Source organism: Curtobacterium luteum, assembly GCF_014646995.1.
GTDB classification, from domain to species: Bacteria; Actinomycetota; Actinomycetes; order Actinomycetales; family Microbacteriaceae; genus Curtobacterium; species Curtobacterium luteum.
Map to the genome: position 1 here is coordinate 1 of NZ_BMOI01000020.1, position 26,052 is coordinate 26,052.

Consider the following 26,052-nt stretch of genomic DNA (forward strand, 5'->3'; position numbering starts at 1 on the left):
CGCGCAGGGCGAGTCTCGCGCAGGGCGACCGTTCTCGCGCCGGACAGCCCGAGCAGTGTCGCGCAGCGCGAGTCTCGGCGCCCGGGCACCCGGGCACCCGCGACCAGGCCGGCCACGCAACCGACGGAGGCCCGCCCCGACGACGCGGGGCGGGCCTCCAGACCGGATCGGACGCGGCGCGCCCACCCGACGCGACTACACGTTGCGGAACGCCACCACGGCGTTGTGGCCACCGAAGCCGAACGAGTTGCTCACCGCGAGCAGGTCGCCGTCCGGTAGCTGGCGCGGCTCGCGTGCCACGTCCATGACGATCTCCGGGTCCTGGTCGGTGAGGTTGATCGTCGGCGGCGCGACCCGGTTGTGCAGCGCGAGGACCGTGAACACGGCCTCGATCGCGCCGGCACCGCCGAGCAGGTGGCCCGTCGACGCCTTCGTGGCCGAGACCACGACGTCGTCGAGGTGGTCGCCGAACACGCGGCGCATGGCGTGGTACTCGGCGACGTCGCCCACCGGGGTCGAGGTGGCGTGCGCGTTGACGTGGACGACGTCCTCGCGGGACGCGCCGGCGTGCTCGAGCGCCTGGAGCACCGCACGGGCTGCCGCGCTGCCCTCGGGGTCCGGGGCGGTGATGTGGAACGCGTCCGAGGTGATGCCGGCGCCGGCGACCTCGGCGTAGATCGTCGCTCCGCGGGCCTCGGCGTGCTCCTTCGTCTCGAGGATGAGCGCCGCGGCGCCGTCACCGAGCACGAAGCCGTCACGCGTGACGTCGTACGGCCGGGAAGCGGTCTCGGGGGAGTCGTTGCGCCGCGACAGGGCCTGCATGGCGGCGAACGCGGCGAGCGGCAGCGGGTGCAGGGCAGCCTCGGCGCCACCGGCGATGACGATGTCCGCTTCGCCGGTCGCGACGTGGCGGTAGGCCTCGGCGAGGGACTCGGTCGAGGAGGCGCAGGCGGAGAGGTACGTACGGGCACCGCCGCGCGCGCCGAACTCCATCTCGATGGCGGCCGCGGGGCCGTTGGCCATGAGCATCGGGACCGTCATCGGCATGACGCGACGCGGGCCCTTCTCCCGGAGGGTGTCCCAGGCATCGAGCAGCGTGTTGACGCCGCCGATGCCGGTCGCCCAGTCGACGATGAGGCGCTCGGGCACGACCGACTCGGCGTCGATGCCGGCGTCGGCCCACGCCTCACGGGCGGCGATGAGGGAGAGCTGCGACGACGGGTCGAGGCGCTTGGTCTCCGGACGGGTGAGCTGGTCGGTGACGAAGCGGCGCGCCTGGCCGGCGAACTCGACGGGGAGCTCGAGCTCCGCGTAGCGGGGGTCTTCGATGCGGGTGATGCCGGACTTCCCGGCCAGCAGCGCCTCCCACGTCTCCGGGGCGGTCGCGGCGAGGGGTGAGATGGCACCGATCCCGGTGACGACGACGGTCTTGTTGGTCATGGAACGACGTGTTCTTTCGTGAGGACGCCCGGCCGCTCGTGGCGGAGCCGGACGGAGCCGGTTCGGCCCGACGAACGTCGAGCCGGAGTGGACCGAGCTGTGTCGGTCCGGAGGTGGACGAGATGAGCGCCGCGGCCCGCGGCTGGTCAACCGGGGCCGCGGCGCTCAGGAAGCTCGCTTCAGGCCTGCGCCTTGACGATGTAGTCGACGGCGTCGCCCACGGTCTTGAGGTTCTTGACCTCTTCGTCCGGGATCTTCACGTCGAACTTCTCCTCGGCGTTCACGACGATGGTCATCATCGAGATCGAGTCGATGTCGAGGTCGTCGGTGAACGACTTGTCAGCGGCGACGGTGTCGGTCGCGATGCCGGTCTCGTCGTTGATCAGCTCGGCCAGGCCGGCGAGGACTTCTTCGTTGGACAGGGCCATGGGGATTCTCCTTGAGGGGGTGTCGTTTGACCGTGGACCAGCCTAGGGCACTCGCGCTGCGGGTGCCCGGAGGCGGGCCGGGGATCGCGGAGCGACCCCCGTGGGGGTCGTGCCGGAGCACGACCGTGTGGGACTAGGGGAGGACGACGACCTGCGCGCCGAAGACGAGACCGGCACCGAAGCCGATCTGCAGCGCGAGGCCGCCCGACAGCTCGGGGTGCTCCTCGAGCAGTCGGTGGGTCGCGAGCGGGATGCTCGCTGCCGACGTGTTGCCGGTGGTGGTGATGTCCCGCGCGATGGCCACCGTGTCCGGCAGGCCGAGCTGCTTCGCGAACTCGTCGATGATCCGGATGTTCGCCTGGTGCGGCACGAACGCGGCGAGGTCCTCGGGGCGGATGCCGGCGGCCTCGATCGCCTCGCGGGCGACCTTGACCATCTCCCACACCGCCCAGCGGAAGACCGTCTGACCGGCCTGTCGCATGGTCGGACGAGGTGCGCCGGCAGCCCATTCGTTGTAGGTCGCGGTCATGCCGATCGCGTCCCACTTCGAGCCGTCGGAGCCCCAGATCGTCGGCGCGATGCCGGGGAAGTCGCTCGGGCCGATCACCGCGGCGCCCGCACCGTCGCCGAGGAGGAACGAGATCGAGCGGTCGGTCGGGTCGACGACGTCGCTGAGCTTCTCCGCACCGATCACGAGCACGTGGTCGGCGAGGCCGGACTTGATGAACGAGTCGGCCTGGGCGATGCCGTACGCGTAGCCGGCGCACGCGGCGCTGACGTCGTACGCCGCGGCCGGGGTGGCACCGATCCGCTCGGCCAGGAGCGACGCCATCGACGGGGTCGCGACCGTGTGCGTCACGGTGCTGACGAGCACGACGCCGATCTGCGACGGCTCGATGCCGGCCTTCTCGATCGCCTCCCGCGCGGCCGTCTCGGCGAGGTCGACCGCCTCGGTGCCGGCTCCGGCACGCTTGCGCGTGATGATGCCGGTGCGCTGCCGGATCCACTCGTCGGACGAGTCGATCGGGCCGACCAGGTCGTCGTTCGGGACGACGTTCTCGCCGCGGGCCGCGCCGAACGCGAGGATGCGCGTGAACTCGTGGCCGCGACGCTGCTGGAGCAGCGGCCGGGAGGCGCGGGTCGCGTCCGTCACGCTGGTGTCGGTGGTGCTGTCGGTCGGGTTGGTGCTGGTCGCGTCCGTCACGCGGTCGCCTCTGCTTCCGTCGTCGCGGCCTGCAGGAGCTCGATGGCTGCCGGCAGGTCGTCGGGGGTCTTGATGGCCACGGTCGGCGTGCCGCGGAGGCCGCGCTTGGCGAGGCCGACGAGGGCACCGGCCGGAGCCAGTTCGATGATGCCCGTGACGCCCGCGGTGGAGAACGACTCCATCACGGCGTCCCAGTGCACGGGGTTCGCGATCTGCTGGACCATGAGGTCGACGAAGCGTCGGCCGTCGTCGACACGGGAGCCGTCGGCGTTCGTCCAGATCGGGAGCGTGGGGTCCTGCACCGTGGCGGCCGCCGCGACGGGAGCGACGCGCTCGACCGCCGGGGCCATGTACCGGGTGTGGAAGGCGCCGGCCACCGCGAGCGGCACGACGCGCGCCTTCGCCGGCGGGTTCGCGGCGAGGTCGGTGATCGCGTCCGCGGCGCCCGCGACGACGGTCTGACCGCCGCCGTTGTGGTTCGCCGGGACGAGCCCGCGCGACTCGAGTGCCGCAGCGACCTCGTCGGCGTCGCCGCCGAGGACGGCCGCCATCGAGGTCGGTTCGAGCGCTGCCGCGTCGGCCATCGCCCGGCCGCGCTCTGCGACCAGCGTGAGGGCATCGGTCGGCTCGAGGACGCCGGCGACGGCCGCCGCCGTGAACTCGCCCACCGAGTGGCCGGCCACGCCCCCGACGAGACCACGACGGCCGTCGGCGAGCAGGGCGTCCGCGGTGATCAGGCCCGCGGCGACGATGAGCGGCTGCGCGAGCGCGGTGTCCTTGATCGTCTCGGCGTCCGAGACGGTGCCGTGGGCGACCAGGTCGACGCCGATGGCGTCCGACCAGGCTCCGACACGATCACGGACGGCGGAGTCCTCGAGCCAGGGGGCGAGGAAGCCGGGGGTCTGGGAGCCCTGTCCGGGCGCGACGACGACGATCACCGGACAATCCTGCCGGGCCGGGCGCGCGCGGTCCGTGTGGGCTTCCCACACGAAACCGCGCGCGACATTGTGCGAATTCATACACCCTGGGATGCGAACGACGCGCGACCGAGCGCTGCTCGGGTCACCGACGGTGCGGCAGGCGCCGTCGCCCGGATGCGGACTCCGACATCGCGCCGAGGATGAGCGCCGACTGCACGATGAGGGCGTCCCGGGCGTGCGTGGCGTCCCACCCGATGATGTCGGCCACGCGCCGCAGCCGGTAGCGGACGGTGTTCGGGTGCACGAAGAGCTCGCGTGCCGTCGCCTCGAGCGACCGCCCGGTGTCGAGGTAGCACCACAGCGTCTGCAGGAGCTCGGTCGACTGGTCCTTCAGCGGCACGTAGATGCGCTGGACGAGGGCCGACCGGGCGAGCGGGTCGCCGGCGAGGGCCCGCTCCGGCAGGAGGTCGTCCGCGAGCGCGGGACGCGGGGCGCCGCGCCAGGCGCGAGCGACCGCGAAGCCGGCCAGGGCGGCCTTCGCGCTCGTGGAGGCGTCGACGACACCGGGCACTTCGTTGCCGAGCACCAGGTGGCCCTCGCCGAACGACGGTTCGAGCGCCTGGGCGATCGCGGTGAAGGACACGGGGTCCTCGCCCTCGGGGACGTCGTCGCGCGGGGTCGCCCGACCGATGACGACGACCAACCGCGAGCCCTGCACCCCGATCAGCACGTCGGCGTCCATGTGCCGCGCGGTGCGGCGGATCTGGTCGACCTCGAGCTGCTTCGGCGCCGTACCGACCAGCACCGCGACCTCGCCGTGGCCGTGCCACCCGAGCGCCGCGATGCGGGAGGGGAGTTCGTCGTCGTACTCGCCGGAGAGGATCGAGTCCACGACGAGCGCTTCGAGCCGGGCATCCCAGAGCCCGCGGGCCTCGGCCGCACGCGCGTAGACGTCGGCCGCCGCGAACGCGATGTCGCGCGAGTACTGCAGGATCGCCTCCTGCAGCATCTCGTCGTCCTTCGCCCGCTCCTCGACCACGGTCACGACGACCCGGATGAGCTGCAGGGTCTGCTGCAGGCTCACCGAGCGGAGGAGCTCCCGCGGTGCGGAGCCGAAGACGTCGGCCGCGGCGATCCACGGCGTCGAGGAACTGCCCTCGAGCCATCCGATGAACGACGTGATGCCGGCCTGGGCCACCAGCCCCACGGCACTGCGCCGGCCCGGGGGCATCTCGCTGTACCAGGGGAGCGTGTCCTCCAGCCGCTTGATGGTCGCGGTGGAGAGTTCGCCCGACACCTGCCGGAGCCAGGAGAGCGCGCGTTCGCGGTCGTTCTCCCGGCTCACGGCAGGGTCGGTGCGGGGTGTCGTCACGCGGGGATCAGCTCTCGCCGCCCGCGCTGCCGGTGGTGCCGGCGGTGACGTCGTGCAGACGGTACTTGTCGATCGCCTGCTGGACGAGGGCGTGGTCGACCTTGCCCTGCTTCGCGAGCTGCTGCAGCGTCCGCACGACGACCGAGGGACCGTCGATGTGGAAGAAGCGGCGGGCCGCCGGACGGGTGTCCGAGAAGCCGAAGCCGTCGGCGCCGAGCGTGGCGTAGTCGGTCGGCACGAACGGACGGATCTGCTCCTGCACGGCGTGCATGAAGTCGCTCACCGCCACGACCGGCCCCTCGGTCCCGAGCAGGCGCTCGGTGACGTACGGCGTCCGCGGGGCCTCGTTCGGGTTGAGGAACGCGTGCTGTTCCGCGTCGAGTCCGTCGCGGTACAGCTCACCCCAGCTCGTGACGCTCCAGACGTCGGCTGACACGCCCCAGTCCTCTGCGAGGAGCTGCTGCGCCTCGAGGATCCACGGCACGGCGACACCCGATGCGAGCAGCTGGGCCTTCGGGCCGTCCTGCTCGCTCGGCTTGAGGAGGTACATGCCCTTGACGATGCCCTCGGCGTCGACGCCCTCCGGCTCGGCCGGCTGCACGAGCGGCTCGTTGTAGACCGTGAGGTAGTACATGACGTTCGGGTCGGCGTGCTTCGGCGAGCCGTCCTCGTTCGTCCCGTACATGCGCTCGAGACCGGCCTTGACGATGTGCCCGATCTCGTAGCCGTACGCGGGGTCGTACGACACGACGGCCGGGTTCGTCGCCGCGAGGAGCAGCGAGTGGCCGTCGGCGTGCTGCAGGCCCTCGCCCGTCAGGGTCGTGCGGCCCGCGGTCGCACCGATCATGAAGCCACGGGTCATCTGGTCACCCGCTGCCCAGATGGCGTCGCCGGTGCGCTGGAACCCGAACTGCGAGTAGAAGACGTAGACCGGGATGAGCGGCTCGCCCTGCGTCGAGTACGAGGTGCCGACCGCGGTGAACGCCGCCAGGGCGCCCGCTTCGTTGATGCCGACGTGGATGATCTGGCCCTGCGGGCTCTCCTTGTAGGCCAGGAGGAGCTCACGGTCGACCGACGTGTAGTGCTGCCCGTTCGGGTTGTAGATCTTCGCGGTCGGGAAGTACGCGTCCATGCCGAACGTGCGCGCCTCGTCCGGGATGATCGGCACCACGCGGTCGCCGAAGTCGGGCGATCGCAGCAGGTCCTTCAGCAGACGGGCGAACGCCATCGTCGTGGCGACCTCCTGCTTGCCGGAGCCCTTCTTGACGACCTGGTACTTCGAGTCGTCCGGCAGGGTGACCTGCGTGTACTTCGTCCGGCGCTCCGGCACGTAGCCACCGAGCTCGCGACGACGCTCGTGCATGTACTGGATCGCCTCGTCGTCGTTCCCCGGGTGGTAGTACGGCGGCGTGTAGGGGTTCTCCTCGAGCTGCGCGTCCGAGATGGGGATGCGCATCTCGTCACGGAACTGCTTGAGGTTGTCGAGCGTGAGCTTCTTCATCTGGTGGGTCGCGTTGCGGCCCTCGAAGCTCGGGCCGAGGCCGTAGCCCTTGACCGTCTTCGCGAGGATGACCGTCGGCTGGCCCTTGTGCTCGGTCGCGGCCTTGAACGCCGCGTACACCTTGCGGTAGTCGTGCCCGCCGCGCTTGAGGTTCCAGATCTGGTCGTCGGAGTAGTCCTTGACGAGCTCGAGCGCCCGCGGGTCGCGGCCGAAGAAGTTCTCGCGGACGTACGCGCCGTTCTCGGCCTTGTACGTCTGGTAGTCGCCGTCCGGCGTCGCGTTCATGAGGTTGAGCAGCGCGCCCTCGGTGTCGCGGGAGAGCAGGTCGTCCCACTCGCGGCCCCAGATGACCTTGATGACGTTCCAGCCCGCACCGCGGAAGAACGCCTCGAGCTCCTGGATGATCTTGCCGTTGCCGCGCACCGGACCGTCGAGCCGCTGCAGGTTGCAGTTGATCACGAAGTTCAGGTTGTCGAGGCCGTCGTTCGCGGCGACCTGGAGCTGCCCGCGCGACTCGACCTCGTCCATCTCGCCGTCGCCGAGGAACGCCCAGACCTGCTGGTCGGAGGCGTCCTTGATGCCACGGTTGGAGAGGTACTTGGCCTGCTGCGCCTGGTAGATCGCGTTGATCGGGCCGATGCCCATCGACACGGTCGGGAACTGCCAGAAGTGCGGCATGAGGCGCGGGTGCGGGTAGGACGACAGTCCGCCGCCGGCGTGGGACTTCTCCTGCCGGAAGCCGTCGAGCTGGTCCTCGCTGAGGCGGCCCTCCATGTAGGCGCGGGCGTACATGCCGGGGGAGGCGTGGCCCTGGAAGAAGACCTGGTCGCCGCCGGACGGGTGGTCCTGCGCGCGGAAGAAGTGGTTGTAGCCGACCTCGTACATCGCGGCGCTCGACGCGTACGTCGAGATGTGGCCACCGACGGCGATGCCCGGGCGCTGTGCACGGTGCACCGTGATGGCGGCGTTCCAGCGGATCCAGCGGCGGTAGCGGCGCTCGAGCTCCTCGTCGCCCGGGAACTCGGGCTCGTTCTCCGGCGCGATGGTGTTGACGTAGTCCGTCGTGGGGACCATCGGCACACCGAGGTGCAGCTCCTTGGACCGCTTGAGCAGGCTGAGCATGATCTCGCGGCCACGCTGGTGGCCGTGGGTCTGCACCAGGCCGTCGAGGGACTCACGCCACTCGGCGGTCTCCTCCGGGTCCTGGTCGTTGCTGCCGGCGCTGTACGGGTCCTGGTCGTTCACCGTCACCCTTGACCTCGTTCGTTCTCGTGGTGGTGGACATGGTGGGTTCCGGCGGTCGGTCGGACCTGAGGGAAACCCCCACCACTCTAGGCCCCACCACCGACCGCCATGCTGATGGTGACGTGCACGCGGACAGGCGCTTGCATTCGGGTGACGTCGGCGTACGATTGCCGATCGTGCACGCGTGACCCGCGCCTGCACGGGACACGGGCACACACCACGCCCGAGGAAGAAGCACACGCACCGATGGCACTGGAGATCGGCTCACTCGCGCCGGACTTCGAACTCCCGAACCAGTTCGGAGAGCACGTCCGCCTCAGCGACTTCCGCGGCATTCGCCCCGTCGCCCTCGTCTTCTTCCCGCTCGCCTTCTCGTCCGGCTGCACCAACGAGCTCTGCGCCCTCCAGGACAACATCGCGATGTTCGAGGACCAGCGTGTCGAGCTCATCGGCATCTCGGTCGACTCGAAGGCGACGCTGCGGTCCTTCGCCGAAGCGAACGGCTACGACTTCGAGCTCCTCGCCGACTTCTGGCCGCACGGCGCGGTCTCCAAGGAGTACGGCGTGTTCCTCGACAAGAAGGGCTTCGCGACCCGCGCGACCTTCGTGATCGACGTGCAAGGTCGGATCAAGGCCTCCATCATCACCGAGCCCGGTCTGCAGCGCGACGTCGCCGAGTACCAGGCCGCGCTCGACCGCCTCGCCGCCTGCTCGGCACCCGTCCCGGTCGCCTAGCGTTCCGAATCCTCCTCGGGCGCGCGCACGCGCGGTCCGGACGGGAGGAACGGTGCGGGTCATCGACGGACGCTCGGTCGGCGACGCGGTCGCGACGGACAGCGGCGCCTACGCGCCGTTCCCGCTCCGTGACCAGCCCGAGCGGTGGTCGCTCGTCCGCCGAACCGTCGAGACCACGGCGGGCGTCGTCGTCGTCCACCACCGCCCCGGCCCGGACCCCGTCCTGCTCCTGCACGGCGTCGCGGGCTCCTGGACGACCTGGACGCCGCTGCTCGACGCGGCGCACGACTTTGCGGGACGCGGTGTGGTGCTCCTCGACCTGCCCGGCTGGGGCGCCTCCTCGACGCCGGCGGAGCCGCTCACGGTCGACGGCGCGGCGGAGGTCGTGACGGTGGTCCTCGACGCCCTCGGTGTCGGACGGGTCGACGTGGTCGGGCACTCGATGGGCGCGTTCGTCGCCCTGCACCTCGCGGTCGTGCTGCCCGGACGGGTCCGTTCGCTGTCGCTGGTGTCCCCGACGACGACCGCGACGGTCCGTGCCGCTCGGCACCCGTGGCGTGCGCTCGGACACCTGCCGGCGTACACGCTGCTCCGGGGCGGTCTGCTCGTGACCGGCCGGGCTGCGCTGCCGCTGCTCCGCGGGCTGGCGGCGGTGGGGCTCCTCCGACTGCTCGCCGCCCCGGTGTTCACGCACGTGCGCCGGCTCGACCGCAGCGTGCTCGACGCGTTCGTCCGGGAGCTGCGGCCGCGCGAGTTCACGGCAGCCGCCCGTTCCGCTGCCCGCTACGACACCGAGCGCTGGCGCGGCGTCCGGTGCCCCGTCGTGGCGGTGCTCGGCCGGGACGACGTGTTCGCCCGGCCGGCGGACCTCGACGAGCTCCGGGCCGCGATGCCGCAGGCACGGACGGTGCTCCTCGACGACTGCGGCCACTTCGCCCACGTCGAGCACCCCGCCGAGGTCGCCGCGCTCCTCGCCCCCTGAGGGTCGACCCGCGAGGACACCCGGACCGGCCGGAGCCGCGGGGGCGTCACACGTGCGCGGGGAAGGTGGCCGCCACGCGTGCCCGCACCTCGGCGCGGACGGCTGCCCGCATCGTCGGGGAGAACAGCGCGTGGTCGCCGTCCGGCACCCGCACGACCTCGACCTGCCCCGACCACCGTCGGACGGCACGTCGGCCGCCGAGCCGGTCGAACAGCTCGGCGTCCTCGGGCGCGACGACGAGCACGACCTCGGTGCCGTGCTGCACGAGGGGCCGCACGTGCCCGACGACGCCGCCGACCCTGTCGCGCCGGGCGATCCGCGTCCGCAGTCGTTCCGGCACCCACCGGTTGTAGAGCGTCCGGAACCGTTGCCGCCGCGGGGACGGGGAGTCCACCGCGCGGACGTGGTCGGCGTAGCTGCCCGGCGCGGCCGGCGTCCGGCGGTAGTCGTTCGGGCTGATCTCGACGACGAGCCGCGGGGTCTGGTCCACCGCCCGACCGGCGAGCCACGCGCCCGCGCACATGCCGACGAGGGCGAGTCGGTCCGGCGGCACCTCCAGCGCGTCGAGCACGGTGGCCTGGTCGTCGATCCACTCCTGGGCGAACATGAAGTCGCGCTCGTCGGCGCGGACGACGGAGCTCTCGCCCGTGCCGCGTCGGTCGATCCGGAGCACCCGGGCGCCGTCGCGGGCGAGGTCCCGTGCGAGGGCGACCTGGTAGTCGGACGCCCCGACTCGGTGCTCGGCGGACCCGTTGTGGAGCACGACCGTGGGCGCGTCGTGTCCCTGGGCCGACGACACCGTCTCGATGCCGAACAGGGCCTCCGGGCCGAGGCGCACCATGCGCTCGGACACCCGGCCGTCGACGTCGAGGACCTCGTCGAGCACCGGCGTCCGCGGCGTCTCGGCGACCGCGGGGGCCCAGGTGTCGATCCACGCGACGACCTCGTCGACCGCCGGACCCGGGATGCGGGCGTGCATGCTCGTCCGGTCCATCAGTTCGTCGGTGCCGTGCACCTCGATCCGATCGACGGCCCCGAGCTTCCGCGGAGCCGGGGCGCCGGGGCGGACGAAGGCGACGGTCGGGGCCGCGCGCGGGGTGAACGTGAGGGCGCCGAGGACGGCGGCCTCGGCCTCGTCCACGTCGATCCCGACCAGGGACTCGACGCCGTCGAGCACACGGTCGGACCCGATCGTCATCGTGGCGAGTGCCCGCTGCCCGCGGAGCCACGCGCGCCCGGAAGCCGGCGGGTCCCACACGACGAGGGCATCGTCGTCCGCGGCGGCCTCGGCGGCGACGATCGCAGCCGACGCGAGCCCGACGAAACCGATCCGTCGGACGCCCGTGCTGCGCAGCAGCGCGGCCGCGTGTCCCGCCGACCGGACCTGTGCGTGCGGGTCGGTGTCGGGGGCTGCGTCCCCACGTCCAGACGGGTCGTAGCGCACCGATGCCACGCCACGGGCCTCCAGGCGGTCCGCCAGCAGGCGCAGCGTGCGGTACGCGATGACGCCCTCCTGGCCGAGGGGCGGCACGATGACCACCCCGGCCCGCGCGGCGGGCGGCAGGTGCACGGCCACCCGGAGGGCGGGCGATCCCGACCAGCCGTGCAGGGTGGTCACAGCGCCAGTGCCGAGCGGACCGCGGTCGGCCACGCGTCGGGGTCGGTGCCGTGCGCGGCGAAGAGCGCGATCGTGATGCGCTCCAGGCCGAAGGCGATGCACGCGCTGTGCGCGACGCCGCCGTCGGCGCTGCGGATGCCGAACGCCGTGCCGAAGTGGTCCTCGTGCAGGTTGGCGGAGCTGATGGCCGTGGCCTCGTGGTCGGGCCCGTACACCGGGGTGACGAACTCGAACTTGAGCGCCTGCTCGACCTGGTTGCGGGCGAGCATCTGCCCGACGCGCCCGAAGAACGGGTCGTTGGCGGGCACGACGTCGATCTCGAGCCCGAACGACTCGAGCAGCGCGCGCATCACCGGGATGCGTCCGTCGCGGTGCGCCTTCGCGGACTCCGGCGTGCCGATGTGCACGAACTCGTGCATGTGGAACGCCTGGAGCCGCATCGGGTCGAGGGACGGTTCACGGCGGAACGAGTCGCCGACGATGTCGAAGAAGCGGCCGCCCGCGTGGACGACGTCACCGACGAGGCCGTAGACCGGGTGGCAGACGGCCGGCGTCAGCATGAGGTCCGCGGGTTCGAGGAAGCCCTCCCAGCGCTCCCCGCGCTCGCGGGCGGCGAGGAGCGCCCGGTGCGTCCGGTCGTCCCCCGTGAACCCGGAGATCGACGCGGCAAGGTCCGGGAAGGAGGCGATGTAGTCGGTCCGTTCGAACGCCGTGAGGGGCTCGACCGGGGGGAACCGCAGGACCTCGGCGTCGAGGTCGGACTGGCTGCGGACGGCGGCGGCGTCGACCGCGCCGTACACGCGCTCGAACACGCCGGTCCGGCCGTAGAGCCCAGGGGAGCCGAGGTCGATGAGGACCCCGTCCGCGAGCAGGCGTCCGCGAAGGGCAGCTCGTGCGGCGTCGAGCGTCGTGCGTTCGGTGTCGAGGTGGATGGTCACAGGAGTGCTCCCGTCATGAGCGCCATGCCGGCGTCGTTGTGCAGGAGACGGTCGTTGCTCACCATGACGGCGGCACCGTGGGCGTCTCGGAGGTGTCGGGCGATGCTCGAGGGACCGCTCGTGGCGTACCCGGCGATGCCCACGATGCGCAGGGACCGGGTGACGAGGTCGGTGACGCGTTCGGACGCACCGATCTTGAGGGCGTTCGCGGACAGGGCGAACGCCGTGGAGTCGAGGACGTCGGCGTCCTCGGCCACGACGTCGAACCGTTCCGCGGCGTGCCGGACGGAGTCGGCCAGCGCCTGCAGCTCGACGAGCAGCTCGGCCAGCCGGAGTGCACCGGGCGGGGTGGTCCCCACGGCGGCGCGGGCCTGCTTGCGGACGGCGGCACGGGCGCGGTCCGCGGCGTCGGCCGCGATCCCGAGCCACACCGACGCCCAGAGGACGTGCGAGACCGGCAGGACGGTCCGGGCGCTGACCGTGGCGTAGTCGTCGCGGAGGACGTGGTCGGCCGTGGTCTCCGCATCCAGCAGCCAGCCGTTGCTGCAAGTGCCCCGGAGGCCCAGGGTGTCCCACGTCGAGGTCTGCGTGAGCGTCGTGTGCTCGGGCAGGCAGACGACGACGCGCTGGTCCGAGGCGGCCGCGTCGACCGAGCGGCGTGCGGTGACGAGGATCGCGTCGGCCTCGGTCGCGTAGGAGATGACCGGCGCGTCCTTGCGGAGACGGATCCGGCCCGCGGCGTCCGGCTCGAGCGCGCAGGTGCTGCGACGGGCGTCGCCGCCGATGCCGCGCTCGGTCGTGGAGGACGCGAGCAGCGCGCCGTCGCGGACCCCGGCGACGAGCTCCGTCACGCCGGCACCGTCACCACCGTGCCGCCAGAGCGCCATGGCCTGGCCCTGGTGCATCGCGAAGACCATCGCGGTGGCGGCGCACGCGCGGCCGAGCTCGGTCGCGATGACGGACAGCTCGGCGAGGGTCGCACCCTCGCCGCCGAGCTCCGTCGGGACCGCGGCGGCCAGGAGTCCGTGCTCGCGCATGGCGGCGATCGCCTCGCGCGGGGGCCTGGCGTCGCGGTCGACCTCGTCGGCGACGTGGCGGGCGACGTCGGCGACGAGGGCGGTCCGCGCGGCGAAGCGGCCGCGGGGGTCCGTGCCGGCGGCGGCGGTGGCGACGGCGCCGGTGGGCGCGGTGCTGCTGCCGCTGGCGTCGGTGCCGGTCGCTGCGGTCGGGGTGCCGCTGCCGGCGGCGGTGCCGGTCGTCGCCGAGCCGGTCGCCGCTGTGGCCGCTCCCGCTGCCGCGCGTCGCCCGCGCCGGGTCGGGCCGGCCGGCGCGACGACTGGGACGGGCGCGGTCGGCGGCGCTGCGTCGAGGATGGTCACGACGCCGTACCGGCGGCGTGCACGATCGACTCGACCGTCGCGAAGGTCGACCGGTTCAGCACGGCGTCCGGGAACTCGACGTCGAGTTCGTCCTCCACCGCGAGCATCACGTTCACGGTGGCGTGCGACGTCAGCCCGAGTGCGTAGAGGTCCGCGATCGAGGCCACGTCCCAGGCATCGACGGAGAGGTGCCCGTGGTCGGCGAGCGCTCGGCGGACGGCGTGTTCGGTCGTCGGGTCGGCGAGCGCGACGGCGGTCGCGCGGGTCTGCTGGTCCTGGTCCATGACGGCAACCGTAATGAGGACGGCTCCCCGGAAAGCCGCCTGCCGGTTGCGGGGAACCGCACGACCGTCCGGCGGGACCGTGGCCGCTCCGTGACCGCGCGGCCCGTCGGCCTCAGCGTTCGGCGAGCGCGACGGCGGTGGCGACCGCCAGGCCGCGTTCGTGGGACAGGGACACCGAGACGGGGCCGCAGCCGATCGCCTCGGCGAGCGCCGCCGCTGCGCCGGTCAGTTCCACGGTGGGTGCGCCGTCCTCGTCGAGCACGACGGCGACGTCCCGGAGAGGCAGGGGTCGGCGCGGGACGGGCGCAGGAGCTTGACGACGGCCTCCTTGCCCGCGAACCGTGCTGCGAGTCGCTCGGGGTCGTCCCCGCTGTCGGCACGCTCGCGGTCGGTGAAGATGCGTGCGAGGTAGCGCTCGCCGTGCGTCGCGATGCCGCGGACGACGTCGTCGACGGCGGTGAGGTCCGTCCCCGTCCGGATCACGGTCATGCCGACAGGGTACGCGCCGGTCGGGCGGGCGCTCCGCCGTGGTCGCTGCGCTCCGGCGGCAGGGTGCGTGTCGCTGCGCTCCGGCGGCAGGGTGCGTGTCGCTGCGCTCCGGCGGCAGGGTGCATGTCGCCGCGGGCATGCGCGTCAGCGGGCATGGGTAGCATCGGCGCACGACCACCGAGGGGGAACGATGGCATCACCGTGGACCGGCATCGTCGAGGACGCCCGGCACTACCCGTCACCGCACAACTCGCAGCCGATCGTGCTCGGCGTCGAGGACGACCGGACGGCGACCGTGTACTACGACCTGCGGCGGGGGCTGCCGGCCGAGTCGTTCGGCATCCCGTTCGGCCACGTCTGCGCCGGGGTGTTCCTCGCCGGGCTCGACGTGGTCGCGAGGGCGCACGGGTTCGCCGTGACCGAGACCCTCGACCACGCCGAGATGGACTTCACGCGGCTCGACCGTGACCCGGCGGACCACCTGCACCGGCTGGGACGGGTCGCGTTGCGTCCGCACGCGGTCACCGCGGACGACCGGGAGGCCTTGGCCGGGTTCACGGCGCGCCGCACCTCGCGCAGGCCCTACGACGCCACCCTGGTCGACGAGTCCGCCGTGTCGGCTGCGGTGGACATCGCGGCTGCCTCCGGGCACCGGTTCCGCACGACCGCCGATCGGGCGACCGTCGACGAGATCGTCCGGGTGAACCAGGAGACGCTGTTCGACGACCTCCGGAACGACGCGGTGCACGAGGAGATCCTGCACTGGCTGCGGTTCTCGAAGCGGCAGGCGGCGGAGACCGGCGACGGGCTCTCTGCGGAGACGATGCTGATGCCGGGTCCGGTACTGCGGTTCGCGATGGAGCACCGCGGGCTGTGGGAGGCGCCCGGCGTCGGCGGGGTGTTCAAGCGCGTGTACCTGTCGACGATGCGCGGCGTGCGTCAGCTCGGATGGCTCGAGGGGCCGTTCAGCACCCCGGCCGAGTACGTCGAGGCCGGCCGGGTGTTCATGCGCGTCTGGCTGGACTTCACCGCGCGGGGGATCGCCCTGCACCCGTTCGGCACCGTGATCACGAACCCGCGCTCGCACGCCGCGTTCGTCGAGCGGGCCGGGGTGGACGAGTCCGACGGGCGGATGGCGTGGATGCTGTTCCGGTTCGGGCACAGCGCGCCGCCGCCGTTGGCGCACCGGCGTCCGGCGTCGGCGATGACGATCGGGACGGACCGGTGAAGCGCGCGGCGGTGTTCTCCGTGGTGTGGGTCGTCGAGACGTTCGTCGCGCTGTTCATGCCGCGGGTGCAGACCCACAAGCTCCTGCTGACCCCGGGGATCGAGCCACTCCGCTGGACCCTCGGGCGGTGGCGGGCGTGGCGGACCGCGGAGCGCGCGGCGAAGCGGGTGCCCGCGTACCGGGCGTTCCTGGCGGAGCAGGGGCGTGCCTCCCGGCTGGACACCCGCGGCGGGATCGCCGCCGCGCTCTCGGGCCTGCCCGAGATGGACAAGGAGTCCTACGTCAAGCGGTGGAGCATCCCGGAACGCTGCCTCGACGGGCGGCTGCCGCGCCGCGGGGTGGTCGTCGACGAGTCCAGCGGGTCGAGCGGCACGCCGACCAGCTGGGTGCGCGGCCCGGACGAACGGCAAGCCACCCGGCAGCTGCTGCAGCTCGGGTTCTCACGGACGGCGAAGGACCTGCCGAAGCAGCCGTTCGTGCTCAACGCGTTCTCGCTCGGCGCGTGGGCGACCGGCATGAACGTGACCGCGTCGCTCACCGAGTCGTCCATGATCAAGTCGATCGGGCCGGACCGCGACAAGATCGTCCAGACGATGCGGGAGTTCGGACCCGACTTCACGTACGTCATCTGCAGCTACCCGCCGTTCCTCAAGGCGCTGTTCGAGGACGACCGGCTCGACTGGAGCCGGTACACGATCGTCGCGGCGTTCGGCGGCGAGGGCATCAGCGAGAACATGCGCGCCCACATCGAGCAGTACGCGCAGGCGGTGCTCGGCTCGTACGGCGCGAGCGACCTCGAGATCAACCTCGGCATCGAGACGCCCTTCTCGGTCGCGCTGCGGCGGGCGATCGCGGCGTCGCCGGCGCTCTCCGGTGCCCTGACGAGGCAGGCCGAGTACGGCGTGCTCCCGATGGTGTTCCAGTTCAACCCGTTCGGGTACCTCATCGAGACGAACGAGCACGGCGAACTCGTCGTGACCATCGCCCGGTCGGAGAACATCAGCCCCCGCATCCGGTACAACATCCACGACCGGGGACACGTGGTCCGGATGGGTCCGCTGCGGCAGACGCTGCGTGAGCACGGGTTCGACGAACTCGCGGAATCCGCCGAGCTCGACCTGCCGCTGCTGTTCCACTACGGGCGGTCGGACCTCTCCGTCGACTACAACGGTGCCGTGGTCGCGCCCGACGTGGTGCGGGACGTCGTGTACGGCGACCCGGCGCTGCTCGAAGCGGTGGAGAACCACCGGCTCATCAGCTACGAGGACGACCGGGGCGACCGGCAGCTGCACATCGCGTTCCAGCTGGCTGCCGGCGCGGCTGGGTTCGACGCCGACGCCGCTCGTCCCGCCGTGGTCGCGGAACTGCGCCGGCTGAACAAGGACTTCTCGAACGCCATCCGGACGGCGCCTCCGGGAACGCTGCCGACCGTGGCGTTCTACCCGTACCGGACGGGGCCGTTCCGCGACGACGGGCGGAAGCTCAAGAACGAGTACGTGTGGCAGCTCGGCGCCGGTGCTGTGGCGGAGTGGGACCTCGACCTCTCCTGGACCGCGCCGAAGGAGGCGTGAGCGCTCGCGTTGCCGACGCCGGGGACCGGTCTCGGTGCCGTTCGCACAACCAAAGTCACTCCGAACTGCGGAAGCCCGCGGTTCGGAGTGACTTTGGTTGTGCGGGCAGACGGGCGAGCGGGCGTGCCGGCGAGCGAGCGGGCGGGCGGGCGGCCGCACGGCGGGCATTCGTGCGGGAGACCCGAGGCGCGCGGCGCGCTAGTGGTACTGCGGCGGCCAGTCGAAGGGGGCCGGGCGGTGCGGAGCCTCTCCGATCGTCGTGACCTCGAGCACCACCTGACGGAGGTTCGTCAGCTCGATCGACCTCGGGTTGCCGAAGAACCGTCGGCCGTCGACCCACACGGTGAGGTCCCCGTGCAGGCCGCCGACGTGCGCTGGGCCGATCGAGACGCCCCACTCGTCGAAGAACTGGCCGAGGGTGAACGTGTCCTTCGTCGGCGACTCCACGTGGATGATCCCGGACGTGTCGTGCGTGTGGATCTGCGCCGCGAACTTGGCCCGGTCACTGTGTCCGATGTTCCCGGGCACCGTGACGGGCTCGCCTCCGTCGAGGATGGTGAGGTGCGTGTGCACGTGCTCCGCGAGTCGCTCGCCCCACACGTTCGAGAGGCCGGCTGCGTCGGCGCGGGCAGTGAGGTCGGTCGGGGCGGGCCACGGCGGCGCGTCGGTCGTCGTGCCGGCCGCCGATCCGACGACCGCACCGGAGCTGCACCCTGCGAGCAGGAGCACGGCGGCGGCCGCGGCGACGATCGCGCGGCTCGCGCGCCCGCCCCTCCACGGTGTGGAGTCGGCGACCGCCGGGCGGCCACCCCGTGCGGCGTGCATCACCAGCGGTCGTGGACCGCGGCGCGGAACCACTGGTCGTAGAGGTCGTGGACCGTCCGGTCGAGGCCGGGCACGTCCGGGAGCGATCCGGCCTCGGCGTTCGACCGGGCCTGCACGGGGTTCCGTGCGCCGGGGATGGCTGCCGTGACACCGTCCTGGGCGATCACCCACGCGATGGCCGCCTGCGGGACCGAGACGCCCTCGGGCAGGCAGGCCGCGAAGGCCTGGGCAGCGCGGACGCCGTCCTCGAAGTCGACGCCGCTGAAGGTCTCGCCCTGGTCGAACGCCTCGCCGTGCCGGTTGTAGTTGCGGTGGTCCTGCTCGGGGAACGTCGTCTCGGGCGTGTACTTGCCGGAGAGCAACCCCGAGGCCAGCGGGACGCGCGCGAGGATGCCGACCCCTGCCTCCCGTGCGGCGGGGAGGACGCGGTCCAGCGGCTTGAGCCGGAACGCGTTGAGGATGATCTGGATGCTCGCGACGCCCGGCCGCGCGATCGCGGTGAGCGCTTGGTCGGCGGTCTCGACGGAGACGCCGTAGGCGGCGATCGAGCCGTCGGCGACGAGCGCGTCGAGGGCGTCGTAGACCGCGTCGTCGTCGAACACGGCGGTCGGCGGGCAGTGCAGCTGCACGAGGTCGAGGGTGTCCTGGCGGAGGTTGCGGCGCGAGCGGTCGACCCACTCGCGGAAGTTCGCGGCGACGTAGTTGGACGGCTCCTGCTCGGCGCGACGGCCCATCTTCGTGGCGATCGTGAGCGGCACGTCGGGGTTCGAAGCCCGCCAGGAGCCGATGAGCTGCTCGCTCCGGCCGTCGCCGTAGACGTCTGCGGTGTCGAAGAGGGTCACGCCGGCCTCGACGGAGGCGTCCATCACGGCGTTCGCGTCCTGCTCACTGACGGGACCCCAGTCACCGCCGAATTGCCAGGTGCCGAGGCCGACGGGGGAGACTGCGCGGCCGGTGCGGCCGAGGGTGCGACTCTGCATGCTCCCGAGCGTAGTCACGCGCTGGTGCCGCACTCGCGGTGAGCGCGCAGGGCGGACGGCCGCGAGGGGCCGGTCGCACGGTGCGAGGTCGGCGGTCGGCGGTCGGCGGTCGGCGCGGCCCGGTGGTGCGAGGTTGCGCGCAGCGTGCGAGGAGAAACACCTCGCACCGTGCGCGGAACCTCGCACCGTGGTGCCGACGCCCGTGGATGCGCGGCGTGGCCTCGGGGGCCTCGCACGGTGCGAGGTCGGTGCGTCCCCGGGCGCCGGGTGCGAGGTTGCGCGCACGGTGCGAGGAGAAAAGCCTCGCACCGTGCGCGGAACCTCGCACCGTGCGCGGAACCTCGCACCGTGCGGCACGGCCTGGGCCCCGCCGCCCGCCGGCCCCGCGCGCCGCCGCCCCGCCGTCTCAGGACAGCGCGGCGACCCGATCGCGCAGCAGCGCCCGCGCCGCCCGCGCCCGGGGGATGACGACCACGCCTCCCCACAGTGCGAGCCCGACCCAGAGGGCGATGAGCATCGTCGTGACGAGCGGGCCGTGCTGGTCGCGCATCGACCACGACATCGCGATCCAGAGCACTCCGAGCAGGACCTTGCCCCACCCGGCGCCCTCGCGGTCGGCCTGTGCCTGCAGCATCGGTATCCAGACGTCTGCCGGGACGTCGGCGGGCACGCGGCCGTCCGCGACCCACCGCTGCGCCTCGACGGAGTGCTCGTAGCCGCCGTCGAGCCGCCACGACCGCATCGTCGTCAACACGCCGACCGCGGCACCGGCAGCACCGGCGGGGACCCCGGCGACGACCAGCACGGTCGTGGTCGCGGGCGTCCACGAGGAGAGCACGAGCACCACCAGGACGACGCCGAACGCCGCTCCGGCGACCCCGGCACCGATGAGCCGGAGGCGACCCGCCTCGTCGATCATCCCGATGCCCTGCACGGAGTCGACCGTACCCGTCGTCGCCGAGCCCCACCAGGACGCGCGCAGGGCCCAGGTGCTGCGACCGACGCGCGTGGGGCGTACCGTGCCGGCATGGAGTGCTTCGCGAGCTGGCGTACCCGCCGCTGAGACGACGGCCCCGGTCGACTGCACCAGGCCGACCGTGCATGGCCGTCGCACCACTCCCGACCGCGGACGTCGCCGTCGGGAACCCTCAGCACGCGTACGGACCCGAAGGAACCCCATGCTCATCCGCGACTGCACCCCGGCAGACCTGCCTGCCCTGACCGACCTCACCATCGAGGTGTTCCGCCCGCTCTTCACGGAGTCGCTGCCGACTGCCCGCCCCGCCGTCACCGCGCACGACCACGGCCGGTGGGAGGACGACTACCGTGCCGAGGTGCCCGCCCTGCTCGCCCCGGCGGAGGACCGCTTCATCACCCTCGCCGAGGGGGACGGACTCCTGCTCGGCTACGTCGGCTGGACCGTGACGGGCGGCACCTCGGGCCGACTCGAGATGGTCGCCGTCCGCCCCGGCGCACGACGTCGCGGGGTCGGACGAGCGCTCTGCACCTCCGTCGTCGACCGGCTCCGCGCCCGCGGCGTCCGCGTCGTCCACATCGGCACGGGCGGCGACGCGTTCCACGCGTCCGCCCGCGCGCTCTACGAGTCGCTCGGCTTCGTCGGCTACCCGACGGTCGACTACGCCCGCGCGCTCTGACGCGAGTGATGCTCGGACGCGACCACGGGTCGCAGGTCCGCACAGGTCGGACGGGAGGCACGGTGCAAGCCCGCACCGTGCCTCCCGTCCGGCGCGTGTGCGCGTCCCGGCGACACAACGCGCCGCCACGGACGTCGCGCCCCGACATGACGGGGCGCGACGTCCTCCGCGGGGTGCGATCCTGCGCTGCGCAGGATCTGTCAGGCTGCTCACGTGCGCGAACTGACGGAAGTCGCTCCCGGGGTCTTGGTCGCGACGAGCCGGAGGATGTCGACGACGTCCACGGTGTTCCACGACGGAGGTCGTGCGTTCCTCGTCGACCCCGCGTGGCTGCCCGACGAACTCGCCGCGCTCGCGGCCACCCTCGGCGGTCGTGGGTTGTCGGTGACGGGCGGCTTCGCGACGCACGCGCACCACGACCACCTCCTCTGGCGCCCGGGGTTCGGGGACGTGCCGCGGTTCGCCTCTCCGGCGACCGCTGCGCTCGCGGTGACCGAGCGGCCGGCGTTGGTGGCAGCGCTCGGAGCCGACTTCCCCGGGGACCTCGTCGACCTCATGGGTCGGGTCATCGGCGTCGAGCAGGTCCCCGGAGCGGTGCTCCCGCACGGCACGGTGGTCGAGCTGGTGGTCCATGACGGTCACGCGCCCGGGCACACGGCGCTCTGGCTGCCGGACCAGCGGGTCCTGCTCGCGGGGGACATGCTGAGCGACGTCGAGCTCCCATTGCCGTTCTGGCCCGACGACCTTCCGGCGTACCGTTCCGCCCTGGATCGGCTCACCCGGTACGCCGAGCAGGCAGCCGTCGTGGTCCCCGGCCACGGCGCACCGGGCGCCGACGCCCTCGAGCGGCTCGACGCGGACCGTCGGTTCCTCGACGACGTCGCCGCCGACCGTGCCCCGGACGATGCGCGGCTCGTCAATCCGGGGATGGCCGAGGTGCTCGAGCACCTGCACCGGATGATGAGGGACTGACGGACGCGGTGGCGCCCACGCCGCGGCCCGCTCAGCGATCGGCGATGCCGCCGAGCATCCCGGAGATGAACCGCTTCTGCAGGAAGAAGTAGAGGAGCACGATCGGGAGTGCCACGATCACCCCCGCCGCGGACAGCAGCGAGAAGTCCGTCAGGTGCGCGCCCTTGAAGAACGCGAGCCCGAGCGGCGCGGTGCGGTGGTCCTCGCTCGTGATGAGCACGAGGGGGAGCAGGAACTCGTTCCACGTCCACATCGTGATGAGCAGCGCCATCGTCATGATCGGCGCGACCGAGGACGGCACGATCACCTGCCAGAGCAGCCGCACGTCCCGGGCGCCGTCGAGCCGGGCGGCCTCGATGACCTCGCCCGGGAAGCTCCGGAACTGGTTCCGCATCCAGAAGATCCCGAACGCCAGCGACTGCGCGGTCTGCGGCAGGATCAGGCTCGTGTAGGTGTCGGTCAGGCCGACCGAGCGCAGGTTGAAGTACAGCGGGATGATGAACGCCTCCGCCGGCAGCATCAGCCCCGCGAGCATCACGAAGAAGATCACGTTCGAGCCGAAGAAGTCGAGCCGGGCGAACGCGAAGCCGGCGAACACCGCGAGCACGGCGGTCAGCACCACCACGGAGACCGTCACGAGGACGCTCGAGAACATGTACGACGCGAAGTGGCCCTGGTTCCACGCGGCGCCGAAGTTGCCGAGGTCGATCGTGGTCGGCACCGTGAACCCGCCGGAGTTCTCCGCCGACGGGGTCACGGACGACAGCAGGACCCCGACGAGCGGGATGATCGCGAACAGCGCGAAGAGCGACAGGATGACGTAGTCGACCGTCTTCTCCCGGATCGAGAGCCTCATGCGACGTCCTTCGGCTGGAGACGGCTGATGAGCGCCGTCACGATCATGATCACCACGGTGAGCGACACCGCGACGGCGGCTGCCGACCCGACCTGCCCCGTCTGGAACGCCCGGTTGTACGCCTCGAACGCCGGCACCGACGTCGAGTTGCCCGGACCGCCGCTCGTCGTCACGTAGACGAGGTCGAACGTCTTCAACGCCGAGACCACGGTCAGCGTGAGCGCGGCGGCGATCTGCCCGCGGAGCGAGGGGAGCGTGATCGAGAAGAACTCCCGGACCGCCCCGGCGCCGTCGATGCGCGCCGCCTCGAACAGGCTCGGGTGGATGTTCCCGACGCCCGACAGGAACAGCACCAGGCACAGGCCGACGTTGAGCCACGTGCCGACGAACCCGATCGCGGGCAGCGCCGTGTCGTAGCCACCGAGCCACACCTGCGCAAACTGCCCGAGCCCGACCAGGCGCAGCGCGTCGTTGACCAACCCGTCCGCCGAGTAGATCGACACCCAGATCGTCGCCACGACCACCGACGCGATCACCTGCGGCAGGAACAGCACGGTGCGGAAGAACGACATGCCCCGCAGCCCGTTCGCCCGCGAGATCAACGCCGTGAGGAACAGCGCCAGGGCCACCGGCACCGCGGCGTAGAACACCATCAACACCAGCGCGTGCCCGAACGATGCGCGGAGCTGCGCGTCGGCGAACACGTCGAGGTAGTTCGCGAAGCCCGCCCACGTCGCGACCGACAGGCCGTCCCAGTCGTAGAACGAGTACTGGATGCTCTGCAGGAACGGCACCCCGAGGAACACCGCGAAGACGATGAACGCCGGGAGGACGTAGAGGTACGCGACGAGGCTCCGCCGCCGCTTGCGGACGCTGCCGGTCGCCCGACGCGTCCGGCCACGGCGGGCGCTGCGGTCGGCAGCGCTCGCCGTGGTGCCGGTGAACTGGCTCACGGGTGCTCCTGCCTACTGCTTCACGAAGCCGGCGTAGTCGTCCTGGAGCGTCTTCGTGTACTGCTCCGGGCTGGCCTTGCCCGCGACGAGGTCCTGCATCGCCGCCGTGATGGTGTCGTAGAACGTCGGGGTCGCGTAGTCGAGGTACGGCGTGATGCTGTTCGACGACGAGATCGACTCGTACTCGCTCGTGATGTCACCGGCGATCGTGCCCGACGCGGGGGAGTCGCCGTCCGGGACGACGGTCGGCAGGTTGCCCTTGTCGACGAGCACCTTCGCGGCGTCCTTGTTCGTGACGAAGTCGATGTACGCGGCGGCGGCGTTCGCGTTCCCCGTCTTCGACGTGATCGCCCACGCGAGGCCCTCACCACCCATCGTGACCGGGCCGCTGGCGCCGTCCGGGGTGAGGGCGGTGAACCCGATGTCCTTCGCCGAGGCGGCCGCCTCGAGTGTGGCCTGGTACCAGGTGCCGGTGATGAGGAAGGCGGACTGGCCCTTCCCGAACGCGGCGACGGCGTCGTCACGCGAGACACCGTTGGCGCCCTCGGTGACGTAGCCTTTGTCGACCCAGCCCGTGATCGTCTTCGCGGCCTGCACCTCGTCGGAACCGGTCCAGCTGCCGGACTTGCCCGCGACGAGGTCGTTCACCGCGTCGTGCCCGGCGAGGGCGGAGAGCACGAGCCCGTAGAGGTGGATGCCCGGGCTCTTCTCGACGTCGCCGTAGCTGAGCGGCAGCGTGCCCGACGCCTTGACCTGCTGCATGTCCTCGGTGAGCTCGGCGACCGTCTTCGGGGGCGAGTCGATGCCCGCCTTCCGCAGGACCGCCTTGTTGTAGTAGAGGCCCACGAGTTCGCCGGTCTGCGAGACGCCGTAGAGGTCGTCACCCTGCCACGTCTTCCCGTCCGACGAGAACGAGTTCAGCTTGAGGAGGCTCGACGGGTAGTACGAGTCCCAGCCGTACAGCTTCGCGTAGTCGTCGACCGGGCGGAGGAACCCCGCCTTCACGAAGGCACCCATGTCCGGGTACCCCTGGTTCGCCTGGACGACGTCCGGCGGGTTGTTGCCGGAGAGCGCGAGCTTGAGCGTCGTCTTGAGGTCGGCGAAGGACCGCGACACCCGCTTGATGGTGATGTTCGGGTGCGCCTTCTCGAACTCGTCGTTGAGCTCCTGCTGCGCATCGTTGATGCCCGTGTCGGTGTTCTGGTCCCACACGGTCAGCGTGGTCTTGCCCGATCCGACGTCCTTCGACACCGGTCCGAGGCTCTGGGACGCGGCCGGGGCAGCCGATCCGCCCGGGGTGCAGCCGGTCAGGCCGATGGCCACGGCCGCCGCGACGCCGAGGAGGAGCGTCGCCTTGCTGGAGTGCTTCATGGTGGTCCGTTCTGCGAGGGAAGGGATGCGAGGGAAGGGATGCGAGGGAGGGGATGCGAGGGGAGGGATGCGAGGGAGGGGACGGGACGGGTCAGGCTCCAGCGAGCGCGACCGGGTCGAGGAACGACCAGTCGTCGTCGGGAGCGGCCCGCTGCAGGAACGCGCGGAGCTGCGCGGGGTGCGGGGCGCTCGCCGCACCGCCGAGCCCGGTGACGGCGAACGCGGCGGAGGCGGCACCGAACCGCAGCCGCGTGGCGAGGTCCCAGCCGTGGTGCGCTCCGGCCATGAACGCCGCGACGAACACGTCACCGGCGCCCGTGGGGTCCACCACGTCGACGGGGATCGTGCTCGCGGTGACGACGCCGTGCTCCGAGTCCACCGCGACAACGCCGTCCGCACCGCGGGTGACGACGGCGAGCGGGACGCGCTCGGCGAGGGCCTTCGCCGCGTCGAGGGCGGTGTCGGTGCGGGTGTAGCGCATGGCCTCGACGTCGTTCGGGACGAAGACGTCGATCTCGGCGAGCCGGTCGAGCACGTCGCCGGACCACTCGCCCGTGTGGTCCCACCCGACGCCGCCGACCACGGTGGTGCCGGTGGCGCGGAGTGCGGCGACCCAGGCCGGGAGCGGTCGCGCGATGCCGACGTGCGTCGCGGACACCGGGCCGAGGTCGTCGGGCACCACGAGCGGGCCGAGGTGCTCCTCGTACGTGATGAAGCTCCGGTCCTCGGGGCCGGTCAGTGCCACGGACACCGGGCTCTGGTGCCCGGGGACGAGCTCGAGCAGGCTCGTGTCGAGGAACGGTTCCTCGGTGAGGACCCGGTGCACGTGGCGCCCGAGGACGTCGTCGCCGAGGCGGCTGAGCAACCGGGTCGGTGCTCCGGCGCGTGCGGCCGCGACCGCGCGGTTCGCGACCCCACCCGGCGTCACCGTGAAGGCGTCGGCGTAGACCTCGGCGCCCTGCTCCGGCGCGGTCACCCCCGCGAACACGAGGTCGCAGTAGACGTCGCCCGCGAAGAGCAGCGCTCCTCGGGCCGGCGTCGGGTCGGTACGGGTCACGGCTGCTCCTCGTCGTCGCGGATCAGGGGACGACCGCGGTTGCTCAAGC

At 72.2% G+C, this 26,052-nt stretch carries 25 protein-coding genes; 6 read left to right on the forward strand and 19 right to left on the reverse strand.

What is annotated here, in order from left to right:
* Positions 1 to 195: 195 nt before the first annotated feature.
* The 6 genes from fabF to aceE form a co-directional block, all read right to left on the reverse strand.
* The gene (gene fabF / locus IEY20_RS16430; RefSeq protein WP_175327796.1) at positions 196 to 1,440 is read right to left on the reverse strand and encodes a beta-ketoacyl-ACP synthase II; all 1,245 of its coding nucleotides are present in this window, start codon (positions 1,438 to 1,440) and stop codon (positions 196 to 198) included.
* A gap of 179 nt (positions 1,441 to 1,619) precedes the next feature.
* Positions 1,620 to 1,868 (reverse strand): acyl carrier protein, encoded by a 249-nt coding sequence (locus IEY20_RS16435; protein WP_022903951.1) that lies wholly within the window; start codon positions 1,866 to 1,868, stop codon positions 1,620 to 1,622.
* A 133-nt stretch (positions 1,869 to 2,001) separates the two neighbouring features.
* The gene (locus IEY20_RS16440; protein WP_175327825.1) at positions 2,002 to 3,021 is read right to left on the reverse strand and encodes a beta-ketoacyl-ACP synthase III; all 1,020 of its coding nucleotides are present in this window, start codon (positions 3,019 to 3,021) and stop codon (positions 2,002 to 2,004) included.
* A 47-nt stretch (positions 3,022 to 3,068) separates the two neighbouring features.
* Entirely contained in the window at positions 3,069 to 4,010 is a 942-nt protein-coding gene (locus IEY20_RS16445; RefSeq protein ID WP_022903299.1) for an ACP S-malonyltransferase, read from the reverse strand.
* Positions 4,011 to 4,134: 124 nt separating this feature from the next.
* Positions 4,135 to 5,337, reverse strand: coding sequence for a PucR family transcriptional regulator (locus IEY20_RS16450; protein WP_175327797.1), 1,203 nt, complete (start codon positions 5,335 to 5,337; stop codon positions 4,135 to 4,137).
* Positions 5,338 to 5,371: 34 nt separating this feature from the next.
* Complete coding sequence (gene aceE / locus IEY20_RS16455; RefSeq protein WP_175327798.1) at positions 5,372 to 8,116, reverse strand: pyruvate dehydrogenase (acetyl-transferring), homodimeric type; 2,745 nt, start codon at positions 8,114 to 8,116, stop codon at positions 5,372 to 5,374.
* A 240-nt stretch (positions 8,117 to 8,356) separates the two neighbouring features.
* Here aceE and IEY20_RS16460 point away from each other — a divergent pair, with 240 nt between their 5' ends.
* Both IEY20_RS16460 and IEY20_RS16465 read left to right on the forward strand, forming a co-directional pair.
* Entirely contained in the window at positions 8,357 to 8,845 is a 489-nt protein-coding gene (locus IEY20_RS16460; RefSeq protein WP_175327799.1) for a peroxiredoxin, read from the forward strand.
* A gap of 52 nt (positions 8,846 to 8,897) precedes the next feature.
* Positions 8,898 to 9,827: an alpha/beta fold hydrolase gene (locus tag IEY20_RS16465; protein WP_175327800.1), complete on the forward strand. Its 930-nt coding sequence runs from the start codon at positions 8,898 to 8,900 to the stop codon at positions 9,825 to 9,827.
* Positions 9,828 to 9,873: 46 nt separating this feature from the next.
* Here IEY20_RS16465 and IEY20_RS16470 read toward each other — a convergent pair whose 3' ends face one another.
* The 6 genes from IEY20_RS16470 to IEY20_RS16490 form a co-directional block, all read right to left on the reverse strand.
* Positions 9,874 to 11,445: an alpha/beta hydrolase gene (locus tag IEY20_RS16470; protein ID WP_175327801.1), complete on the reverse strand. Its 1,572-nt coding sequence runs from the start codon at positions 11,443 to 11,445 to the stop codon at positions 9,874 to 9,876.
* The gene (locus IEY20_RS16475) at positions 11,442 to 12,383 is read right to left on the reverse strand and encodes an amino acid--[acyl-carrier-protein] ligase (protein ID WP_022904734.1); all 942 of its coding nucleotides are present in this window, start codon (positions 12,381 to 12,383) and stop codon (positions 11,442 to 11,444) included. The genes IEY20_RS16470 and IEY20_RS16475 overlap by 4 nt, the downstream gene beginning before the upstream one ends.
* Positions 12,380 to 13,762, reverse strand: coding sequence for an acyl-CoA dehydrogenase family protein (locus tag IEY20_RS16480; RefSeq protein WP_204620510.1), 1,383 nt, complete (start codon positions 13,760 to 13,762; stop codon positions 12,380 to 12,382). Before IEY20_RS16480 ends, IEY20_RS16475 begins: the two co-directional genes overlap by 4 nt.
* Complete coding sequence (locus tag IEY20_RS16485; RefSeq protein WP_022904736.1) at positions 13,759 to 14,046, reverse strand: acyl carrier protein; 288 nt, start codon at positions 14,044 to 14,046, stop codon at positions 13,759 to 13,761. The genes IEY20_RS16480 and IEY20_RS16485 overlap by 4 nt, the downstream gene beginning before the upstream one ends.
* A 112-nt stretch (positions 14,047 to 14,158) precedes the next feature.
* Complete coding sequence (locus IEY20_RS17325) at positions 14,159 to 14,281, reverse strand: hypothetical protein (protein ID WP_268239172.1); 123 nt, start codon at positions 14,279 to 14,281, stop codon at positions 14,159 to 14,161.
* Entirely contained in the window at positions 14,272 to 14,535 is a 264-nt protein-coding gene (locus IEY20_RS16490) for a 4'-phosphopantetheinyl transferase superfamily protein (protein ID WP_175327802.1), read from the reverse strand. Before IEY20_RS16490 ends, IEY20_RS17325 begins: the two co-directional genes overlap by 10 nt.
* Before the next feature lie 190 nt (positions 14,536 to 14,725).
* Between IEY20_RS16490 and IEY20_RS16495 the strand changes: the two genes are divergently transcribed.
* Entirely contained in the window at positions 14,726 to 15,763 is a 1,038-nt protein-coding gene (locus IEY20_RS16495) for a nitroreductase family protein (protein ID WP_175327803.1), read from the forward strand.
* Positions 15,760 to 17,334: a phenylacetate--CoA ligase family protein gene (locus IEY20_RS16500; RefSeq protein WP_229728137.1), complete on the forward strand. Its 1,575-nt coding sequence runs from the start codon at positions 15,760 to 15,762 to the stop codon at positions 17,332 to 17,334. The genes IEY20_RS16495 and IEY20_RS16500 overlap by 4 nt, the downstream gene beginning before the upstream one ends.
* 198 nt (positions 17,335 to 17,532) lie before the next feature.
* Here the strand turns inward: IEY20_RS16500 and IEY20_RS16505 are convergent, their stop codons facing one another.
* From IEY20_RS16505 to IEY20_RS16515, 3 genes are all read right to left on the reverse strand, one after another.
* Complete coding sequence (locus tag IEY20_RS16505; RefSeq protein ID WP_175327804.1) at positions 17,533 to 18,159, reverse strand: hypothetical protein; 627 nt, start codon at positions 18,157 to 18,159, stop codon at positions 17,533 to 17,535.
* Positions 18,159 to 19,139: an aldo/keto reductase gene (locus IEY20_RS16510; protein ID WP_175327805.1), complete on the reverse strand. Its 981-nt coding sequence runs from the start codon at positions 19,137 to 19,139 to the stop codon at positions 18,159 to 18,161. Before IEY20_RS16510 ends, IEY20_RS16505 begins: the two co-directional genes overlap by 1 nt.
* 406 nt (positions 19,140 to 19,545) lie before the next feature.
* A complete protein-coding gene (locus IEY20_RS16515) occupies positions 19,546 to 20,073 on the reverse strand; it encodes a hypothetical protein (RefSeq protein WP_148286280.1) in 528 nt (175 codons plus the stop codon).
* Between the two features lie 244 nt (positions 20,074 to 20,317).
* On the opposite strand from IEY20_RS16515, the gene IEY20_RS16520 reads away from it, so the two are divergent.
* Entirely contained in the window at positions 20,318 to 20,794 is a 477-nt protein-coding gene (locus tag IEY20_RS16520; protein WP_229728138.1) for a GNAT family N-acetyltransferase, read from the forward strand.
* A gap of 267 nt (positions 20,795 to 21,061) precedes the next feature.
* Positions 21,062 to 21,766 (forward strand): MBL fold metallo-hydrolase, encoded by a 705-nt coding sequence (locus tag IEY20_RS16525; RefSeq protein ID WP_217504194.1) that lies wholly within the window; start codon positions 21,062 to 21,064, stop codon positions 21,764 to 21,766.
* A gap of 31 nt (positions 21,767 to 21,797) precedes the next feature.
* Here the strand turns inward: IEY20_RS16525 and IEY20_RS16530 are convergent, their stop codons facing one another.
* The 4 genes from IEY20_RS16530 to IEY20_RS16545 all read right to left on the reverse strand — a co-directional run bounded on the left by IEY20_RS16530 (position 21,798) and on the right by IEY20_RS16545 (position 26,003).
* Complete coding sequence (locus IEY20_RS16530) at positions 21,798 to 22,622, reverse strand: carbohydrate ABC transporter permease (protein WP_175327808.1); 825 nt, start codon at positions 22,620 to 22,622, stop codon at positions 21,798 to 21,800.
* Entirely contained in the window at positions 22,619 to 23,575 is a 957-nt protein-coding gene (locus IEY20_RS16535; RefSeq protein WP_175327809.1) for a carbohydrate ABC transporter permease, read from the reverse strand. The genes IEY20_RS16530 and IEY20_RS16535 overlap by 4 nt, the downstream gene beginning before the upstream one ends.
* Before the next feature lie 12 nt (positions 23,576 to 23,587).
* Complete coding sequence (locus IEY20_RS16540; protein WP_175327810.1) at positions 23,588 to 24,946, reverse strand: extracellular solute-binding protein; 1,359 nt, start codon at positions 24,944 to 24,946, stop codon at positions 23,588 to 23,590.
* A gap of 91 nt (positions 24,947 to 25,037) precedes the next feature.
* Positions 25,038 to 26,003, reverse strand: a complete 966-nt coding sequence (locus tag IEY20_RS16545) for a carbohydrate kinase family protein (protein WP_175327811.1) — start codon at positions 26,001 to 26,003, stop codon at positions 25,038 to 25,040.
* Between the last annotated feature and the right edge of the window lie 49 nt (positions 26,004 to 26,052).

What these genes read in the sequence shown, in the direction of transcription:
- fabF (WP_175327796.1), bottom strand. Translation starts at nt 1,440, where the DNA reads ATGACCAACAAGACCGTCGTCGTCACCGGGATCGGTGCCATCTCACCC.
- IEY20_RS16435 (WP_022903951.1), bottom strand. Translation starts at nt 1,868, where the DNA reads ATGGCCCTGTCCAACGAAGAAGTCCTCGCCGGCCTGGCCGAGCTGATC.
- IEY20_RS16460 (WP_175327799.1), top strand. Translation starts at nt 8,357, where the DNA reads ATGGCACTGGAGATCGGCTCACTCGCGCCGGACTTCGAACTCCCGAAC.
- IEY20_RS16485 (WP_022904736.1), bottom strand. Translation starts at nt 14,046, where the DNA reads ATGGACCAGGACCAGCAGACCCGCGCGACCGCCGTCGCGCTCGCCGAC.
- IEY20_RS16490 (WP_175327802.1), bottom strand. Translation starts at nt 14,535, where the DNA reads ATGACCGTGATCCGGACGGGGACGGACCTCACCGCCGTCGACGACGTC.
- IEY20_RS16495 (WP_175327803.1), top strand. Translation starts at nt 14,726, where the DNA reads ATGGCATCACCGTGGACCGGCATCGTCGAGGACGCCCGGCACTACCCG.
- IEY20_RS16505 (WP_175327804.1), bottom strand. Translation starts at nt 18,159, where the DNA reads ATGCACGCCGCACGGGGTGGCCGCCCGGCGGTCGCCGACTCCACACCG.
- IEY20_RS16510 (WP_175327805.1), bottom strand. Translation starts at nt 19,139, where the DNA reads ATGCAGAGTCGCACCCTCGGCCGCACCGGCCGCGCAGTCTCCCCCGTC.
- IEY20_RS16520 (WP_229728138.1), top strand. Translation starts at nt 20,318, where the DNA reads ATGCTCATCCGCGACTGCACCCCGGCAGACCTGCCTGCCCTGACCGAC.
- IEY20_RS16525 (WP_217504194.1), top strand. Translation starts at nt 21,062, where the DNA reads ATGTCGACGACGTCCACGGTGTTCCACGACGGAGGTCGTGCGTTCCTC.
- IEY20_RS16530 (WP_175327808.1), bottom strand. Translation starts at nt 22,622, where the DNA reads ATGAGGCTCTCGATCCGGGAGAAGACGGTCGACTACGTCATCCTGTCG.
- IEY20_RS16540 (WP_175327810.1), bottom strand. Translation starts at nt 24,946, where the DNA reads ATGAAGCACTCCAGCAAGGCGACGCTCCTCCTCGGCGTCGCGGCGGCC.